The 18,288-nt window shown below is 67.4% G+C and carries 13 protein-coding genes; 6 read left to right on the forward strand and 7 right to left on the reverse strand.

From position 1 onward, the window contains the following. The coding region (locus AB0H84_RS53105) for a non-reducing end alpha-L-arabinofuranosidase family hydrolase (protein ID WP_357622351.1) at positions 1 to 911 on the reverse strand (911 nt) is incomplete at its 3' end. 87 nt (positions 912 to 998) lie between these two features. Next, on the reverse strand, positions 999 to 3,020 hold the full coding sequence (locus tag AB0H84_RS53110; protein ID WP_357622354.1) for an RICIN domain-containing protein: 2,022 nt from the start codon (positions 3,018 to 3,020) through the stop codon (positions 999 to 1,001). A gap of 404 nt (positions 3,021 to 3,424) precedes the next feature. On the opposite strand from AB0H84_RS53110, the gene AB0H84_RS53115 reads away from it, so the two are divergent. Next, positions 3,425 to 4,483 carry a LacI family DNA-binding transcriptional regulator gene (locus AB0H84_RS53115; protein WP_357622357.1) on the forward strand — a complete coding sequence of 353 codons (1,059 nt, stop codon included), beginning with the start codon at positions 3,425 to 3,427 and terminating at the stop codon, positions 4,481 to 4,483. Between the two features lie 187 nt (positions 4,484 to 4,670). After that, on the forward strand, positions 4,671 to 5,957 hold the full coding sequence (locus AB0H84_RS53120; protein WP_357622360.1) for a glucuronoxylanase: 1,287 nt from the start codon (positions 4,671 to 4,673) through the stop codon (positions 5,955 to 5,957). 160 nt (positions 5,958 to 6,117) lie between these two features. Here the strand turns inward: AB0H84_RS53120 and AB0H84_RS53125 are convergent, their stop codons facing one another. After that, entirely contained in the window at positions 6,118 to 7,890 is a 1,773-nt protein-coding gene (locus AB0H84_RS53125; protein WP_357622362.1) for an RICIN domain-containing protein, read from the reverse strand. A 450-nt stretch (positions 7,891 to 8,340) separates the two neighbouring features. Between AB0H84_RS53125 and AB0H84_RS53130 the strand changes: the two genes are divergently transcribed. Both AB0H84_RS53130 and AB0H84_RS53135 read left to right on the forward strand, forming a co-directional pair. Beyond that, on the forward strand, positions 8,341 to 9,561 hold the full coding sequence (locus tag AB0H84_RS53130; protein ID WP_357622365.1) for a lectin: 1,221 nt from the start codon (positions 8,341 to 8,343) through the stop codon (positions 9,559 to 9,561). 88 nt (positions 9,562 to 9,649) lie between these two features. Then, positions 9,650 to 11,206, forward strand: a complete 1,557-nt coding sequence (locus tag AB0H84_RS53135; protein WP_357622384.1) for a lectin — start codon at positions 9,650 to 9,652, stop codon at positions 11,204 to 11,206. Between the two features lie 125 nt (positions 11,207 to 11,331). On the opposite strand, the gene AB0H84_RS53140 is transcribed toward AB0H84_RS53135, so the two are convergent. The 4 genes from AB0H84_RS53140 to AB0H84_RS53155 are packed head-to-tail and all read right to left on the reverse strand — an operon-like array spanning position 11,332 to position 16,107. Beyond that, complete coding sequence (locus AB0H84_RS53140; protein WP_357622368.1) at positions 11,332 to 12,975, reverse strand: beta-xylosidase; 1,644 nt, start codon at positions 12,973 to 12,975, stop codon at positions 11,332 to 11,334. 33 nt (positions 12,976 to 13,008) lie between these two features. Further along, complete coding sequence (locus tag AB0H84_RS53145; RefSeq protein WP_357622371.1) at positions 13,009 to 13,824, reverse strand: carbohydrate ABC transporter permease; 816 nt, start codon at positions 13,822 to 13,824, stop codon at positions 13,009 to 13,011. Positions 13,825 to 13,873: 49 nt separating this feature from the next. After that, complete coding sequence (locus AB0H84_RS53150) at positions 13,874 to 14,752, reverse strand: sugar ABC transporter permease (protein ID WP_357622374.1); 879 nt, start codon at positions 14,750 to 14,752, stop codon at positions 13,874 to 13,876. A 38-nt stretch (positions 14,753 to 14,790) separates the two neighbouring features. After that, on the reverse strand, positions 14,791 to 16,107 hold the full coding sequence (locus AB0H84_RS53155; protein ID WP_357622376.1) for a sugar ABC transporter substrate-binding protein: 1,317 nt from the start codon (positions 16,105 to 16,107) through the stop codon (positions 14,791 to 14,793). A gap of 189 nt (positions 16,108 to 16,296) precedes the next feature. Here AB0H84_RS53155 and AB0H84_RS53160 point away from each other — a divergent pair, with 189 nt between their 5' ends. Beyond that, positions 16,297 to 17,340: a LacI family DNA-binding transcriptional regulator gene (locus tag AB0H84_RS53160; RefSeq protein WP_357622378.1), complete on the forward strand. Its 1,044-nt coding sequence runs from the start codon at positions 16,297 to 16,299 to the stop codon at positions 17,338 to 17,340. Between the two features lie 457 nt (positions 17,341 to 17,797). After that, on the forward strand, positions 17,798 to 18,288 hold a 491-nt coding region (locus AB0H84_RS53165; protein WP_357622381.1), incomplete at its 3' end, for an endo-1,4-beta-xylanase.

Raw genomic sequence — 18,288 nt, forward strand, 5'->3', positions numbered from 1 at the left:
GTTCCGGAGCCGGAGATGCTGCCGGTGAAGAGCGCCTGCGGGGAGGACCAGCCGTTGGGGTTGGTGGGGTCGCTGGAGGTCCGGTAGGAGAAGGCGGTCCCGCCCCACTGGTAGGCCAGCACCCAGATGTTCTTCGGGGCGAAGTACAGCAGCGTGGGCGCGACAGTGCTGGAGGACATCGTGTTCTGGCTGGCCGAGGCCATGTCGGACCAGTTGGTGAAGGGGGTGAAGTTCATCGAACCCCAGCTCGACCCGTTGTCGTGCGTCGTGGCGTAGACCAGGTGCTTGCCGTTGTAGGGGGCGACGGTGAAGTCCTTGAGCGAGACCCATCCCGCCTTCGGCTGCGCCAGCGGGCCCGTCGAGGTCCACCGGTACGTCGACGGAAGATCGCACGTACCGGGGTCAGGGTTGCCGCCGCCGACCTTGGCGAGCTGCCATTGCTGGTTGGTGCCGCCCCAGTCGTCGTACTGGACGATGTTGGCGCCGTCGGCCGTCGAGGCGCCCTGGACCTCCAGGGCCTTGTTGCTGTTGCGCGAGATGAACCTCACGTAGCCGTCGGAGCTGTCGGCCAGCCGCCACTGCTGGTTGGTGCCGTTGTGGTCGGTCCACTGGACGATGTTGGCGCCGTTGGCGGTGGAGAAGTTGTAGACGTCGAGCACCTTGCCGGAGTGGCGGGACTTGATGCGGTAGTAGCCGCCGCCGGAGTCGACGAACTGCCATTGCTGCTGGTTCTGGTCGTTCCTGGTCCACTGGGTGATGCGGCCGCCGTCGGCGGTTGAGAGGTTGTAGACGTCGAGCGCCTTGCCGCTGTTGCGGTTGACCAGGACGTACCAGGCGTTGGTGTCGACGGTGGCCGCGTTGGCGGACTGAGCCTGAAGGGCGACCAAGAGGCTCGCCAGTAAGGTGGCCACCGCCGTGAGAATGGCCAGGGGTCTGAATTTCGCCGACCGGAGTCGTTTCATGGACGGGTGGTGCCTTCCTGTGTTGACGGGGTCGTGTCAGGGAGTGGTGAGGTCGAAGCTGCGCACGGTGACCGCGCCGCCGAGGGACTGGGTGGCGTAGTTGAAGATCCCGAAGCGGTAGCCCATGAAGAACTGCCAGGCGTTGTTCAAGGTGAAGGCCGGGCCAAGGCTCACGAAGTTGCTGCCGTCGGTGCTGTAGGAGAAGCGGGCCTGCCTGCCGGAACCTGGCCTGATGTCGGCGTTGACCCGCAGCCAGATCCGGCCGCCTGAGACGTTCGCGCCCGCCGCTTCGGTGCCGGTGCCGGTGGTCTGCCACGAGCCGTTCATGGTCAGCCCGTTGGTCATCACGACCCGGTTGACGCCGTTGTCGCGTTTGACGCCGATCCAGGCCGACTGGTCGCGCAGCATCGCCAGCCCGGCGCGGTCGCCGTTGGCCATCTGCGAGTAGTCCAGCTCGATCGTCGCCGTCGACGACGGGCCCTGGATGCGGTGGGTCAGCGTGTTTCGGGCGTTGTAGAGGTCGTTGGTGACGGTCGCGGTCTGCAGGCGCAGGCCGCTGCCGGTGGAGAAGCGGCTGGTGTCGGGGTTGTGGTTCCACTCCCAGCGGGGCCCGAGGCTGCCCGAGGTGAACGTGTCGGGGCCGATCATGGACGCCACGGTCCGGCTGGTCTGGATGTCCGGCCTCGGGTAGTTGACGCCCCACCCGCCGTTCACGGTCTGCACGGTCGGCCAGTCGTTGGTCCAGGTGATCGGCGCGAGCGCCGGCACCCGGCCGCCGGGGTAGGCGTCGACGAACGACATGTAGTACCAGGCGCCGTTCTGGGTCTGGACGAGGCCGCCCTGGTGGGGCACGCCGCCGCCGGAGATGGGCCCGGGCATGTTGAGCAGGACCTGGCGCATCTCGTACGGACCCCACGGCGACGTGGAGCGGAGCACGTACTGGCCGTTGGCGGGGCGGGTCACCCAGATGTAGTAGTAGCCGTTCCGCTTGTAGAAGCGGGAGCCCTCCAGCGTGCCGACGCTGCTCGGAGTCTGGAACACCTGCTGGGAGCGGACCTGGCTGAGCCCGTCGGCCGAGAGCTGGGCCACACTGATGGTGCTGTTGCCGTAGGCGACGTACATGGTGTCGTCGGTGTCGATCAGCAGGCCGGCGTCGTAGTAGCAGTTGTTGATCCGCGAGCGCTTGCTCCACGTACCGTCGACGGCGGAGGCCGTGTAGACGTAGGTGCGGTTGAACTCGACGCAGCCGATCCAGTAGTAGGTGCTGTTGCTGGGCCGGTAGTTGAAGGCCGAGGCCCAGATGCCCTTCACGTACGCCCGGCCGCCGTTGAGATCGTAGGCGCCCGAGTCGAAGTCCAGCCTCGGGACCGAATGCCCGGCGTACTCCCAGTCGACCAGGTTGTAGGAGCGCAGGATCGGCGCGCCCGGCGAGTAGTGCATCGTCGAGGCCGAGTAGTAGTAGGCGTCGCCGACCCGGATGATGTCGCCGTCGGCGAAGTCCTGCCAGACGACCGGGTTGGTGTAGGTGCTGCCCGGGTTCGGGTCGCCGCCGACCGGGACGAGTTGCCATTGCTGGTTGGTGCCGCCCCAGTCGTCATATTGAACGATGTTGGCGCCGTCGGCGGTGGAGGCGCCCTGGACCTCCAGGGCCTTGTTGCTGTTGCGCGAGATGAACCTCACGTAGCCGTCGGAGCTGTCGGCCAGCCGCCACTGCTGGTTGGTGCCGTTGTGGTCGGTCCACTGGACGACGGCGGCGCCGTTGGCGGTGGAGGAGTTGCTGACGTCGAGCACCTTGCCGGAGTGACGGGACTTGATGCGGTAGTAGCCGCCGCCGGAGTCGACGAACTGCCATTGCTGCTGGTTGCCGTCGTTGCGGGTCCACTGGGTGATCCGGCCGCCGTCGGCGGTGGAGAGGTTGTAGACGTCGAGCGCCTTGCCGCTGTTGCGGTTGATCAGGACGTACCAGGCGTTGGTGTCGACCGTCGCGGCCGACGCCGGAGCCGTGAGGGACACGCCCACGAGAAGCAGGGACGCGAGAACCGCGAGCACGCGCCTCACAGGAACCTCCACAAGGTGTTGTTCGGGCCGTTGTCGTCGGCGGGGCACGAAATTGTTAGCGTTAACGTTCGGTCCTGCAGAGCCGTACGACCTTCTCCGGTGAGTACGTTTTCGGGGAGTACATCCGACTGTCCGAGCCGACGTCAATGATGGCCAACCCCTGCCACCTGGGCGTTACTGCCGGAATGTCTGCCTCGCCTGGGCATTCATCCGGAAGGGGGTCGTGCCACATCGCCCGTCCCTGTGAAAGTTTCACAGAAGTCACCGGCCGGCAACGGGGGAAGTGAATTCGACGAAGCGTTAACTTGACGGCGCCGCGTCAGGGCGGGATCGGCTTTCCTGGCTTCAGCGGGAACGTAAATTTCCGGTCGGAGACCGAAATGCACCCTCGATACACTCCCGATATGACCTCGACCGGAGAACCCCTCAGTGGCGAATCGGCGCCTTCGGCGCCACTGACCCTGACTCAGCTGGCCGAATTGGCCGGAGTGTCCACCGCCACGGTCTCCAAGGTCATCAACGGCCGGTCGGAGGTCGGACCGACGACCCGCGCGCTCGTCGAGAGGCTCATCGAGGAGTACGGCTATCGCCGGCAGCGCCGCCGCATCAAGCCGGCGAGCCTCATCGAGGTCGTCTTCCACGAGCTCGCCGGGGACTACCCGACGGAGATCGTCAAGGGCGTCCAGCGGGTCGCGTGGGCCCACGGCTTGAGCGTGGTGATCTCCGAACTCGGCGGCCGGCACACTCCCGGGCCCAACTGGATCGGGGACCTGCTCACCCGCCGTCCCGCCGGTGTGATCACCGTGTTCTCGGGGCCGGAGGACGATCAGCGCGTACGGCTGGCAGCCCAGGAGATCCCCCTGGTGGCGCTGGATCCCGCGGGCAATCCGGGGCTCGGCGTACCGTCCGTGGCCGCCACGAACTGGAGCGGCGGCCTGGAGGCCACCCGTCACCTGCTCGAACTGGGCCACCGGCGGATCGCGATGATCACCGGGCCGGCGTTCGCGCTCTCCAGCCGGGCCCGGCTGGACGGTTACCGCGCCGCACTCGATGCCGCCGGTGTGCCGGTGGACCCGGCTCTCATCCGCGAAGGAAACTTTCAGATCGAGGACGGGATAGTCCATACGCGTCAACTGATGGAACTGTCCGAGCCGCCCACCGCGATCTTCGCCGCCAACGACGGGCAGGCCATCGGTGTCTACCATGCGGCTCATGAGCTGCGGTTACACGTACCTGACGACCTGAGCGTGATCGGCTTCGACGACATGCCGGTCTCGCGCTGGGCGATACCGCCGCTCACCACCATTCACCAGCCCCTGCGCGAGATGGGTGCCACGGCCGCGGCCATGCTGATCAGCCTGGCCGAAGGGGAGCAGCTCCAGCAGAAGAGAGTGGAGCTGGGGACTGAGCTGGTGGTCCGCCGGAGTACGGCTGCTCTGCGGCGTAGCCGAGAGTCATCCTGATCTTGATTAAGTTACCGCCCAGCCCTGTTGGCGGTTGACGATCCCCCGTAGGGGACTTAACTTGCAGCAGCAGCCCGACAAAGACACGTGCGTAGGTCATTCCCGCGTATGGGAGCGCTCCCAAAAGGGCGCGGTTCAGCACCGCCGGCCACAAGGAGGAGACATGACGCAAGGTCGGAATGAGCCCATGAGTGGCGAGCGAGGATCGCTGAGCCGGAGAGCCGTCCTGACGACGATGGGGGCACTGCCGGTCCTCGCGGCCACGACGTCGGCACTCGGGACCTCCAGAGCCGCGGCCGCGACGGCTGCCGCCCCCGTGGTCCTCGATGCCTCGGCGCGGCGGCAGACGATCCGCGGCTTCGGCGGCATGACCCACACGGCCTGGATCGGCGACCTGACAGCCGCCCAGCGGGAAACGGCGTTCGGCACCGGCGAGGGCCGGCTGGGGTTCTCCGTGCTCAGGATCCCCGTCCCCGAGAACACGGCGGACTGGAGCCGTGATGTGGCGACGGCGAGGCGCGCGATCGAGCTCGGGGCGACCGTCATCGCCTCGCCGTGGAATCCTCCCGCCCGCATGGTCGAGACCTTTGTCCGCGGCAGCCAGACCAACGCGAGACGGCTCAGGTACGACATGTACGGCGCCTATGCGCAGCACCTGAACGACTTCAACACGTTCCTGCGGAACAACGGGGTGACCCTGTACGGCATATCAGTGCAGAACGAGCCCGATTACGCGCATGACTGGACCTGGTGGACCCCCACCGAAATGGTGCGGTTCCTGCGGGAGAACGCCGGCTCCATCGGCACCAGGGTCATCGCGCCCGAGTCCTTCCAGTACCTCAAGAACATGTCAGACCCGATTCTCAACGACCCCGCGGCGCTCGCCAACGTGGACATCATCGGAGCTCACCTCTACGGCACGTCGTTCGCGAACTTCCCCTATCCGCTCTTCAAGCAGAAGGGCGCGGGCAAAGAACTCTGGATGACCGAGGTCTACTACCCCAACAGCAGCGATTCGGCGGACCTCTGGCCCCAGGCGCTCGACGTGGGAGAGCACATCCACCGCGCCATGGTGGATGCCGAGTTCCAGGCGTACATCTGGTGGTACATCCGGCGCAGCTACGGCCCCATGCGGGAGGACGGCCAGATCAGCAAGCGGGGCGCCAACATGGCGCACTTCGCCAGGTTCGTCCGCCCCGGATATGTGCGGCTCCAGGCGACGGCGAACCCGGCGTCGAACGTCTACGTCTCGGCGTACCGGGGCGGCAACTCCATGGTCGTCGTCGCCATCAACAAGGGGACCTCTGCGGTGAGCCAGCAGTTCACCCTGGCGAACAGCACCGCGTCCAGCGTCTCGTCCTGGCTGACCGACGCGAGCAGGAACGTCGCGCCCCAGGGCACGACCGGCGTGTCGAACGGCTCCTTCACCGTCACGCTCCCCGCTCGAAGCGTGAAGACCTTCGTGACCGCGTGACCGCGTGACCGGGGCTCCCGGCGTGATCGACCCCAGCGCGTGCTCGTGCGGGCCGTCTGACAGACGCTGCCCGCCGTGCGGCGGTCCCGTCGCGTGACAGGGCGACGGGACCGCCTGGGTGGACACCGGGACGGCCGACGGGCCACCGGCCGCTATCGGCTCAGCTCTTTGTCCATTTCTGGCTGGTCGTGCCGGTGCAGGACCACAGCTGCACCTTCGTCCCGTTCGTGGTCCCGAAGTTGCTCGCCTCCATGCAGAGGCCGGACTGCACGCCGGTGATGGTGCCGTCGCCGTTGACGTTCCACTGCTGGTTCGCCTGCCCGTTGCAGTCCCAGATGATCACCTGGGTGCCGTTGGCGGTGCCCTGCCCCTTGGCGTCCAGGCACTTGTTGCCGTACACCTGCAACTGCCTGGACGAGGTGGCGGTCCACTGCTGGTTGGCGCCGCTGCCGCAGTCCCAGAGCTGGAGCTGGGTGCCGTTGACGGTGCTCGCGTTCGGGACGTCCAGGCACCGGCCGGCGTTGACGTTCCGCAGCACCGACGTCGAACCGCCGCCCGGGTCCGTGGGAGGCAGCAGCGTGATGGTGAAGGTGTCGTCGATGGCGGTGTGCGGCAGGTTGACCGTCGCGCCGTCGCCGGAGAGCGTCACCACGGAGTCCTGGACGGTGACCGGACCCTGGACGGCGCCGCCGCCGTTGTAGGGGATGCGCTCGGCGACGACTCTCACCTGGTTGTTCCGCACGACGCCGCTCGTGGTGTCCAGGCGCCGCAGGTTGACGGCGATGTTGCCGGTCGTGCTGCCGCCCCCGACCAGGATCTTGGCCGTCCCGGCCGCCTTGGTGGCGAACGCGTCGTACGAGGAGCTGGGGGTGACGGAGGCGATCTGGCCGGTCTGAGAGCCGTAGAAGCGGTAGACCCACCATTCGCCCTTGGGCTGGTATTCGCCCGCCGAGTTGCGGACGAGCAGGTTGGCGAGGTCGTTGTGCAGGTTTCCGCCGCCCGCCCAGTTGGCGCGCAGGCCGTCGGCGCCGGCCCTTTCCAGGCGTGCGATGTACCAGGCTCCGTCACCGGGGTTCTGCTCGTTGGAGGCCCCGTACTCGTTGATCTGGTACGGGCGCGGGTGCGGGATGCCGCGGGAGTTCAGCGTGGTGTCGGCCGCCGCCACGTTGGCGACCGGGTCGCCGGGCAGGGAGTGCCAGCTGATGATGTCGGGGACCACGTTGTTGGCCTTGACGTAGTCCAGGTACTGGCCCCAGAACGAGTTGGTGGTCGAGGGCACGCACGCGCAGCTCGGCCCGACGATGAGATGCGTCGGGAACGCGGCCCGGACGCGCTGGTAGGCGCGCCGCCACATCTCGAAGTACTGGGACTGCGGGCGGTTCCAGAACGTGGTGATGTTGGGCTCGTTCCAGAGATCCCACTGTACGGTGGCGCCCGTCGCCCGCACGTCGTTGATCAGACGGGTGAGGAAGTTGTCGTAGTCGGTCCAGTCGCCGTTGTCGCCGGGGAAGCGCGAGATCGGGTAGCCGTCGGCGCCCCACAGGTCGTGGACGAGCAGGATGAACTCCCCGCCCAGCGATCGCGTGCGCAGCAGCTGAGCGCGGGTGGAGTTCCACCGGCGGTCGTACTTGCCCGACACCCACCCGCCCGGGCTGTCGAGCTGCGCCCCGCCGGCACGCATGTACCGGAACTTCACATCGGTGTAGAAGTGGTCCGGCGGCCCCGACGCGTTCTCGGTCATGCCGTAGATCCACCCGGAGGCGCGGTAGGTGGGAGAGCCGCCACCCGCGGAGAAGTCGACGGTGATGGCCTGGTCCGCGGCCAGGGCCGGCGTGGCGGCCGTCATGACGGGGCCGGCGACGAGCGCGCCTGCGGCGAATAAGGCGGCGATCCGGCGGCGGCTTCTGTGCCGCCTGCGGAGTGTGACGTTCATGCGTGACTCCTTGCTCACGGAGGGGGCGGGGCGGGGCGCGCGCGCCGCGGGCTCCTGCCGCACACCACAGGCTCCGGCAGGAGATCGTCCGCCTTGGCGGACTCAGTGTGGAAACCAACACGAACCGTGTCAAGGGTGTGAGCGAATCGATTCGATGAACGAGCCGATGATCTGGAGGCCGCTGCGCTGGTGCGTCCCCGTCATGCCACGCCGCCGTGGGATGAACGTTTCATCGCGGCGCCGCGCCGCGACAGCGCGACGACGTCCGGTCGGCGCTGATCAGGCCGGTGCGGCGCAGAGCGGGGCCGGTTACGGAGAGGAGTGGGGCCTTGACGGATCTTCGCGCGTCATGTTTGCTCCGCCATACCACCACCCCAGCGGCGTGCGTGGAAGGAGCACTGCGTTGGCCGAAGCGATGTTAACGCTAACAGATGTCCGAAAGGGGTCCTCGTGTCCACAGCAGGCGGGCCGGAGCACAAGCGCGTCAGCGCCGGCATTGCTACTCGATTCGACCCGTTCCCCGGCCGCGGTGAGAGGTTGACCATGCGTACGTGGGGACGATGGTGCGCCGCCGCGCTGATGACCGTGGCGCTGGCGGTGGCGGGCACGGTGATGGGGACGGGGGTCGCCGGCGCGGAGTCCAACGGCGGGGTGCGGGTCATGCCGCTCGGCGACTCGATCACCGAGGGCACGCAGGTGCCGGGCGGCTACCGGATCGGGCTGTGGCAGCGCCTGGCCGCCGGCCGCTACACGATCGACTTCGTCGGGTCGCAGTTCAACGGGCCGGGCAACCTGGGCGACCATGACCACGAGGGCCACCCCGGGTGGCGGATCGACCAGATCGACGCGAACATCACCGGCTGGCTGCGTACGTACACGCCGCGCACGGTGCTGCTGCACATCGGCACCAACGATGTCCTGCAGAACTACAACCTGGCCGGTGCGCCGCAACGGCTGTCCACGCTGATCGACCACATCACCACAGCCGTGCCCGACGCGGACGTCTTCGTCGCCACCATCATCCCGCTCTCCAACTCCGGCCAGGAGTCGGCCGGCCGCACCTTCAACGCGGCGATCCCCGGCATCGTCCAGAGCAAGGTCAACAGCGGCAAACATGTCCACCTGGTCGACATGCACAGCAAGCTGACCACCTCCGACCTGATCGACGGCGTCCACCCCACCGCCGGCGGCTACGACAAGATGGCCGCCGCCTGGTACGACGCGCTTCAGTCGGTGCCGGGCAGCATCGGCCAGCCGGGCGGCGGCACCCCCACCCCTGGTGCCGGGGCGATCAGGGGCGTGGGGTCGGGCAGGTGTCTCGACGTCTCGGGCGCCTCGCAGGCGAACGGCGCGCAGACGCAGATCTGGGACTGCAACGGCCAGTCGAACCAGCAGTGGACGGCGACCGCGAGCGGTGAGCTGCGGGTCTACGGCGGCAAGTGCCTGGACGTGTACGGAGCCGGCACGGCGGACGGCACCAGCGTGATCATCTGGGACTGCAACGGCCAGAACAACCAGAAGTGGCGACTGAACGCCGACGGCACGATCACGGCGGTCGCGGCGAACAAGTGCCTGGACGTGGCCGGGTACGGCACCGCCAACGGCACCAAGGTGCAGATCTGGACCTGCCACGGCGGCACCAACCAGCAATGGACCCGCCAGAACGCATGACATCCCTCCCCCCGGGGGGAAGCGCCCGGAGCTCTCCCCGACACCCCGCAGGCTGAGGAACCAGATGCGCAGAATTCTTGGCTTGGCAATGGCAGCGGTGCTGGCGGCCGGCTCCGCCGTCGCGATCGGCGGTGCGACGTCGCCGGCCGCCGCCCTCGACAACGGCCTGGCCCGCACACCCCAGATGGGCTGGAACGACTGGAACAGTTTCGGCTGCAACGTCAACGACGGCCTGATCCGCCAGACGGCCGACGCCATGGTCTCCAGTGGCATGGCGGCGGCGGGCTACACCTACGTCAACATCGACGACTGCTGGTCCACCAAGAGCCGCAACTCCAACGGCGACCTGGTGCCGGACCCGCAGAAGTTCCCCAACGGCATCAAGGCCGTGGCCGACTACGTCCACTCCAAAGGGCTCAAGCTCGGCATCTACTCCTCGGCCGGAACCACGACGTGCGCGGGGTACCCGGCCAGCCTGGGCAACGAGCGGCGGGACGCGGCCCTGTGGGCGTCCTGGGGCATCGACTATCTGAAGTACGACAACTGCGGTGACCACCAGGGCATGAACGGGCAGCAGCGGTACACGGCCATGCGCGACGCGCTCGCCGCCACCGGGCGTCCGATCGTGTACAGCCTGTGCAATTGGGGGCAGGAGAGCGTGTGGACGTGGGGGATGCCGGTGGGCAACTCCTGGCGCAACACCGGTGACATAGCGGCGAACTGGAACTCGATCACGGGCATCCTGGACCAGCAGGTCGGGCTCGAGGCGTACTCGGGCCCGGGCGGGTGGAACGACCCCGACATGCTGGAGGTGGGCGTCGGCGCGGTGACGGGGACCGAGGGCCGCGCCCACTTCAGCCTGTGGTCGCTGCTGAACGCGCCGCTCATCGCCGGAAACGACATCCGCACGATGAGCGCCGATACGCGCACCATCCTCACCAACACCGAGGTCATCGCGGTCAACCAGGACTGGGGCGGCAGGCAGGGCCACAAGATCAGCGACAACGGCAACCTGGAGGTCTGGCGCAAGCCGATGTCGAACGGCTCGGTCGCGGTCGTGCTGCTCAACCGGGGCACCGCCACCTCGACGGTCTCCACCACCGCCTCCGCGCTAGGGCTGGGGTCCGCGTCCTCCTACTCGGTGCGCGATCTGTGGGCGCACACGACGTCCTCCTCGTCCGGGACGATCAGCGCGTCGGTCCCCGGACACGGGGCGGCCATGTACGTCGTGACCGGAGGAGGCATCGTCACGCCCCCGCCCACGGGCGCGATCAAGGGCGTGGGGTCGGGCAAGTGCCTTGACGTCTCCGGTTCTTCCCAGGCCAACGGCGCGCAGGCGCAGATCTGGGACTGCAACGGCCAGGCCAACCAGCAGTGGACGGCGACCGCGAGCGGTGAGCTGCGGGTCTACGGCGGCAAGTGCCTGGATGTGTACAACCGGGGCACCGCCGACGGCACCAACGTCATCATCTGGGACTGCAACGGCCAGGACAACCAGCGGTGGCGCCTCAACTCCGACGGCACCATCACCGCCGTCGGGGCGAACAAGTGCCTGGATGTGCCGAACAACGCCACCGCCAACGGCACCAAGCTGACCATCTGGTCCTGCAACGGCGGCGTCAACCAGCGCTGGACCCGCACCTGACCTGGCGTGGGTGCACCACCGCGGTGGTGCACCCACGCGTCAGCACAGCCTCACGGCGTGCGCCCGCGCCCTGCGTCCCTGACCCGCGCCCCGGCGTGCTCGTCGTTCGGCAGGCCGCGATGCGGTCAGTCCGACTGCCGCAACGACATCACGGCCCACGGCGCGAGCTCGACATCCACCTGCAGCACGCCGCTGTCGGGCACGGTCAGCGTGAACCTGAGGAGCGAGTCGGCGACTCCCTTCAGGTACTCGCTCTGGGCCCGGGACAGGTTGAGCGGCGATCCGAGCCGGTACCAGGCCTCGGCGGCGTTCCCGTGCTCCCAGTCCATGATCTCGACGAGGAACGTCGCGCCCGGCTCCAGTCCGCCGATCGAGTGGCTGATCCTCCGGCTCGGCCCCATCTCGGCCAGCGCGCGGGTCGCCGGGTAGGAGTTCGCCGAGCCGACACCCTTCACGCCCATGTCCTCGGGGTAGTTGAAGAACACCGCCGACACGGCCGACGTCCGGCTGTCACGGGTCACCACCCCGTCGGGCGTCGCGAGGAGCAGCCGGTCGCCGAGCCGTTCCAGCATCGTGAAAGCGTGGAACGTGGGCTTGTGGATGCCGCCTTCGTTCACCAGGCCGAACCCGCCGTGAAACGGTCCCATCCCGGCGCCTCCCTCCTCGAAGACGTCCGTGAAGGTCCAGTAGGCGATGGAGTCGGCGAGGGTGGCGCACTTCAGGTACGACCTCGTGATGGAGGTCGCCGCGAACGGCGTGTCGTGGATGAAGTCGCGGGCCGACGGTGACGTCGACCACTCCGTGATGTGGATCTCCGCATCGGGATACGCGCTGTTCCGCACGAGCTCGCGGAGGAGGGTCAGGTCGTCGAAGGTGGCGTCGGCGTACCGGGTGATGTGCACGGCCTCGCCGTTGGCCCCGTACGCGAAGTCGGTGGGATAGGTGTGGGTCGAGATGAAGTCGATCGGGAGCTCGCGCTCCGCGCACCAGGCGATGAAGTCCTCGATCCAGACGGGGCGCCAGTCGAGCGCGTCCACGTCGGTCGCGGCGGCCGTCGCGAGCGCCGCCGACCGGTCCTCGGTCTCGCCCTTGTAGCGGTCGTCGGGCACGAAGACGCTCGTCGCGGGCCCGCCCACCTTGAGGGCGGGATCGATCTTCTTGATCGCCCGGACGGTCTGCTCGTAGAGCTCGAAGTACTCGGTCTTCGTGCCGGTCCAGAAGTGGGGGACCAGGTTCGGCTCGTTCCACACCTCGAAGCGCCACTCCCGCACCTCGTCGAGCCCGTACCGCTCGATCCAGTGCTCGACCGACCTCGTGACCAGCTCGACCCAGCGCGCCATGTCCTTGGGCGGGCTGCAGTGCGCGCCCCACCAGAACACGGTCTCGGTCACCGTCGCGAGCTCGCGCGGCATGAAGCCCAGCTCGACGAAGGGACGGACCCCGCTGTCCACGATGAAGTCGAAGACCTTGTCGACATAGCTGAACGTGTGCACGGGCGAGGCGAGGCGCCCGTTCTCGCCGAAACCGCTGCCGTAACTCTCGCGGTACACGAACATGTCGTCGTGAAAGACGCCGTGGAAGCGGATGTACTGGAATCCGCATGCGGCGACGGCCTCGGCGAACTGCTGCTGCCAGTCCGCCCGCAGTGCTTCGTTCGCCCGTCCGGCGCCGACGCATCTGCTCCAGACATGCGGGAGCGCGCTCTCGTCACGCGGCTCACCGTCGATCAGGTATCGGGGCTCGCTCTTCATGGCCTCACTGTTCTTCACGAAATGGTGCAAAAAGGGAAAGGTGTGCCGGTTCTAGCCCTTGACGGCGCCCAGCGCCAGGCCCGACTGCCAGTACCGCTGCAGGCTGAGGAACGCGATGATCAACGGGACGATGGTCAGCAGCGCGGAGGTGATCACGAGGTTCTGCACGAGGGCGCCGTTCCCCGCCGTCGAGCCCAGCTTGTTCCACTGATTGATGCCGACGGTCAGCGGATACCAGTCGGGATCCTTCAGCATGATCAACGGCAGGAAGTAGTTGTTCCAGATCGACACGAACGAGAAGAGCAGGACCGTCACGCTCGCCGGTGCGAGCAGCGGGAGCGCGATCTGGAGAAAGGTCCTGAACTCCCCGGCACCGTCGATCTTCGCCGCCTCGAGCAGCCCGCCCGGCACGGCCTCGGCCGTGAACACCCACATCAGGTACAGCCCGAAGGGGTTGATGAAGGACGGGATGAGAATCGCCCACGGGGTGTTGGTCATGCCGACGTGCGCGAACAGCAGGAACTGCGGGATCGCCAGGGCGATGCCGGGGACCGAGATCGACCCCAGCACGACGAAGAGGAAGACCCGCTTGCCGCGGAAATCCAGTTTCGCCAGGGCGTACCCGCCGAGGGCCGCCAGGAAGGTGGACACGGTCGCACCCACGACGACGTAGAGCACGGTGTTGAGCAGCCACCGGGAGAAGATCCCGTCCTGGTAGCTGAACACCTCGACGATGTTGTCCCACAGGGCGAATCTGTGACCGGGTGCGAGCCCGAAGGACGACACGAAGTCCGGCTGCGACTTGGTCGCATTGATGACCAGCCACCCGAGCGGCAGCAGGCAGTACAGGGTGAACAGGGCCGTCATCACGGTGAGAGTCGTACTCTTCTTGGGATTCTCCACCGTGTGGAGCCGGCTACTGGTCGGACGCATTCCTCAACCCTCTGATCTGGACGGCGTAGGCGACGGCGATCGTGATCACTGCCATGACGAGCGCGAGTGCTGCCGCATAGCCCTGCTGGGAGCCGGTGAACGCCAGGTTGTACGCGTACAGGTTGGGCGTGTAGAAGGTGGTGACGCCGCTGTTGGCCACCATCGAGGGCAGGATCTGCGGCTCGTTGAACATCTGGAACGTGCCGATGATCGAGAAGATGATCGTGACGACGAGGGACCCGCGCAGTGCGGGCAGCTTGATCGCGCGGACGATCTGGAGTTCGTTCGCCCCGTCGATCGCGGCCGCCTCGTACAGTTCGCGCGGTACGGCCTTGAGCGCGGCGTAGAAGATGAGCATGTTGAAGCCGGTGAACGCCCACGTCACCATCAGCCCGATGGAGATGAGCGTGGTGTCAGGGGCGAAGGGATCGATGTCCGTGCCCAGAGCGTCGTTGAGGCTGCCGAACAGGCCGTACTTGACGCCCAGCAGGAATCCCCACATGAGCGTCGCCACGATCGCCGGCACCGCATAGGGGAGGAAGATCGTCACTCGCATGAACCTGGTGCCGTGCACCCGCATGGAGTCCAGGGCCAGCGCCAGCGCCATGGCGAGGATCAGCATGATCGGCACCTGGACGAGCGTGAACCGGAAGACGCGTCCCACCCCGTCCCAGAACTGCGGATCCTGGAACAGCTTGCCGTAGTTGGCGAATCCGACGAACGTGTTCCCCCCGATGAGCTTCTCCTGGAAGAGGCTCAGGTAGGCGGCGTACCCGATGGGCACGATGAACACCAGCGTGAACAGCGCCCCGAAAGGCGCTATGAACGCCAGTCCGATCTGTGACTTCCGGGCCAGGCCCATGTCCGTGTTCCTTCCGATTCATTGCGGTGGCCGGCTCGCTAGTCCACTTGGAAGCCCTGCTCGTTGCCGTACTGGACGCAGCGCTGCTTCCACTGCTGGAGGATCTCGGTGAGCGAGCCCTTGCCCGTGGTGTAGAACGGCGATGCGAGGTCGCCGTAGATCGAGCGGGCCCACTCGAAGAACGGCGGGTACTGCCAGCCGCTCCCGACGATCTCCGAGGCCTCGGCCAGCACGCCGCCGACCTTCTGGTCGCCGAAGTACTTGTTGGCCTTGCCCTGGAACGCCTCGCTCTCCAGCACCGACGTGTTCGGCACGAAGGCGCCCGCGTCGACGCGGGTCGACAGACCGCCGCCGTGCGTGAAGTACTCGAGGAACTTGAAGGCCGCCTCCTTGTGCCCCGACGCGGCCGGGATGCCGAAGGAGCTCCCGCCGTTCTCCGCTCCGACCTTGTCTCCCTGCTTCCACTGCGGCATCAGGGCGACCCTGAAGTCACCGGCGGCCTTCGGTGCGCGCTCGGGCAGCGTCGAGGTCAGCCAGCCGCCCATGGTCTGGGTGGCGAGGGCTCCGTCGTTGAGCGCTCGGTTCCAGTCGTCGGACCACCCGGTGACCTTGGTGTTGACCAGGCCCTCGTTGAGCATCTTCTGCCAGAAGGCCACGGCCCTGGTCGTGCCCTCGTCCGTGAAGTCGATGTGCACCTTGTTGCCGTCCACCTTGAACGGGCGACCGCCGGCCTGCCAGATGAGCGAGAGCAGGAAGAAGAGGTCTCCCGTGTCCTGGGCGATGTAGTGGTCGCCGCCCAGCGCGCGGACCTTCTTGGCCGCCTCGTAGTACTCGTCCCACGTGGCCGGGGCCTCGCTGATGCCGGCCTTCTTGAGCGTGGCCATGTTGTAGAACATCGCCGACGGCCCGTAGTCGGACGGCAGGGCGTAGACCTTGCCGTTGACCGTCACGTCGTTCCACGCGGCCTGGACATAGTCCTTCTTGAGGTTCTCGACGCCGAACGCTCCCAGATCGGTGAGCTTGCCGGGTATGGCGAAGTAGGGGATGGCGAAGTACTCGAACATCACGAGGTCGGGTACGCCGGAACCGGCCTGGATGGCGTTGTCGAGCGCCTTGTACTCGTCCTGGGACGAGCCTCCGTTGACGACCTCGACCTTGATGTTCGGGTTCGCGGCCTGAAAGCCCGGAACGGCCCGCTCGACGGTGCCGTCCCAGCTCCAGACGGTCAGCTTCACCGGTTCGTCGCCCCCGCCGCCGGCTGGGCCGGCGCCGCCCGCGCCGCCCGAGCAAGCGGCCAGCGCGAACATCGGCACCAGCGCTGCGCAAAGGAGCCTTGTCTTCTGGGAGAGCCGCATCAGGCGTCTCCTCTCGTGCCTGGAAATGACTACGAAAAGTTTTCGCAACTTGTTCGTTGCTGCCAGGACATTAGGTGGTGCCTCTCTCCCGTGTCAACGGGCAGGTAGAAGGCAGTGCCACGGCGACGGTCGACGCAGGGGGTTCGTGGTAGATTCCCGAAATAGTTTCGAAGCCCGGAAGGAGCCCTGATGCCACGGCGAGGTCGTTCGGAGCGAGCCACCCTGGCGGACGTCGCCCGACTGGCCGGCGTCTCGCCGGCGACCGCCTCGAAGGTCCTCAACGGGCGGAGCGATGTGGGGGCGAGCACGCGTGAGCATGTCCTCGGAGTCATGGCCGAGCTCGGCTACATGCCGACGGCGGCGCGACACGAGCAGACCCGCGGCCGGACCCTCGTCACGGTGCTCGACATCGTGGAGTCCCGTTATGCCGGGACGGTGCTCAAAGGGATCCTCGTGGCCGCGACCTCCATGCAGGCCGAGCTCCTCCTTCGCCTGCCGCTCGGCGAGCCGATCAGCACGAGCCGTACGGCGGCCCGCGTCTGGATGGAGGAGCAGAAGGCGTCCGGTGTCGTCGGGGTCATCGCGCTCGCCGTCGCCGTGCCCGACTCAGTGCTCCTCGCCGCGGAGGAGCTCGAGATGCACATCGTGACGATCGACCCGATCGACACGACCGAATCGCGCCTCGTCAGCATCGGCTCCACCAACTGGGCGGGGGGCCGCTCGGCCACCGAGCACGTCATCAAGCTCGGCCACCGCAGGATCGGCTGGATCGGCGGGCCGCTGGCCTCCGCCCCCTCGCTGGAACGTTTCCACGGGTACCAGGCCGCGCTCGACTCGGCCGGCATCGCCCCGGACCGGGCGCTGATCCGCCACGAGGCGTTCTCCGTCGAGGCGGGACTCCGGCACGGCCATGACCTGCTCGCGCTCGACGAGCGGCCGACCGCGATCGTCGCGGGCAACGACGAGATCGCCGTCGGGGTCCTCGCCGCGGCCAAGGAGCTGCAGATCACCGTGCCGGGCGAGCTGTCGGTCACCGGGTTCGACGACACGCCGCAGGCTCAGTGGACCACGCCCCGGCTCACGTCCGTCCGGCAGCCTCTCGTCGGCATGGGCCGGATGGCCGTCGAGACCGTCCTCGGCATGGCGGACGGAGTCCAGCCCGCCTCCCGGCACCTCCAGCTGGCGACGACCCTCAGTGTCCGCGACTCGACAGGCCCCGTCCCTTCGTCCTGATCTGCCCAGGTCCAGACATCGACCCTCTCTGCCGAAGTGATGGGCGGTGGTGGTGGGCTGAATGAAACATGAAGCGGAGGCGCCGTCAAGGGGATCACCTGTTCCGCCGATTCCGGACTGCGAAATGAGCGGACCTTGTGATGAAACTTTCACGGCCTGCCGTTTCTTGAGCCAGGGGGCGGCGAAACTTTCGGAGCGTGGTAGCTGCGGCTGGGGCCGATAGGGCTCGAGGGATCCGACCGAATGTGTCCGAAACTTTTCAGATCCGCCTTGACATGTTTCGGAAGCATTTCCACACTGAGTCACCAGGCGACGCCTTGGTGGTGTGCGTTCGGGTGGTGAGCGCGGCGTCGATCCCGTGGGGTGTGTCCCCGCATGTTCCCGTTTCCGTGATTTCAGTTATGGAGGCTCAGGCATGGGCGCAAACGCCATACCCTCGCCTGGAACCAGGCGGCCCTTGAGCGGCCTACGGTGGTCCCTGATCGTCGCCGCTGTCGGGGTGCTCGCCGTGATCATGGCGCTGGTGGCGCCGCTCCGCGCCGATGCGGCGGCGAGCACGCTCGGCGCGGCGGCCGCGCAGAGCGGGCGGTACTTCGGCACCGCCATCGCCGCGTTCAAGCTCGGCGACTCGCAGTACACCACGATCGCCAACCGTGAGTTCAACATGGTGACGGCCGAGAACGAGATGAAGATCGACGCCACCGAGCCCAACCGGGGCCAGTTCAACTTCGGCAACGCCGACCGCATCTACAACTGGGCCGTGCAGAACGGCAAGCGGATGCGCGGGCACACCCTGGCCTGGCACTCCCAGCAGCCCGGATGGATGCAGGCCCTGTCCGGCAGCTCGCTGCGCCAGGCGATGATCGACCACATCAACGGCGTCATGGCCCACTACAAGGGCAAGATCTACGCCTGGGACGTGGTCAACGAGGCCTTCGCCGACGGCAA

The sequence above is a fragment of the Nonomuraea sp. NPDC050786 genome (genome assembly GCF_040654115.1).
Taxonomy (GTDB): Bacteria; Actinomycetota; Actinomycetes; order Streptosporangiales; family Streptosporangiaceae; genus Nonomuraea.

Bases quoted from the DNA above. Each gene is read 5' to 3' on its own strand.
- AB0H84_RS53145 (WP_357622371.1), bottom strand. From the start codon at position 13,824: ATGACGGCCCTGTTCACCCTGTACTGCCTGCTGCCGCTCGGGTGGCTG.
- AB0H84_RS53125 (WP_357622362.1), bottom strand. From the start codon at position 7,890: ATGAACGTCACACTCCGCAGGCGGCACAGAAGCCGCCGCCGGATCGCC.
- AB0H84_RS53150 (WP_357622374.1), bottom strand. From the start codon at position 14,752: ATGGGCCTGGCCCGGAAGTCACAGATCGGACTGGCGTTCATAGCGCCT.
- AB0H84_RS53160 (WP_357622378.1), top strand. From the start codon at position 16,297: ATGCCACGGCGAGGTCGTTCGGAGCGAGCCACCCTGGCGGACGTCGCC.
- AB0H84_RS53155 (WP_357622376.1), bottom strand. From the start codon at position 16,107: ATGCGGCTCTCCCAGAAGACAAGGCTCCTTTGCGCAGCGCTGGTGCCG.
- AB0H84_RS53135 (WP_357622384.1), top strand. From the start codon at position 9,650: ATGGCAGCGGTGCTGGCGGCCGGCTCCGCCGTCGCGATCGGCGGTGCG.
- AB0H84_RS53115 (WP_357622357.1), top strand. From the start codon at position 3,425: ATGACCTCGACCGGAGAACCCCTCAGTGGCGAATCGGCGCCTTCGGCG.
- AB0H84_RS53120 (WP_357622360.1), top strand. From the start codon at position 4,671: ATGAGTGGCGAGCGAGGATCGCTGAGCCGGAGAGCCGTCCTGACGACG.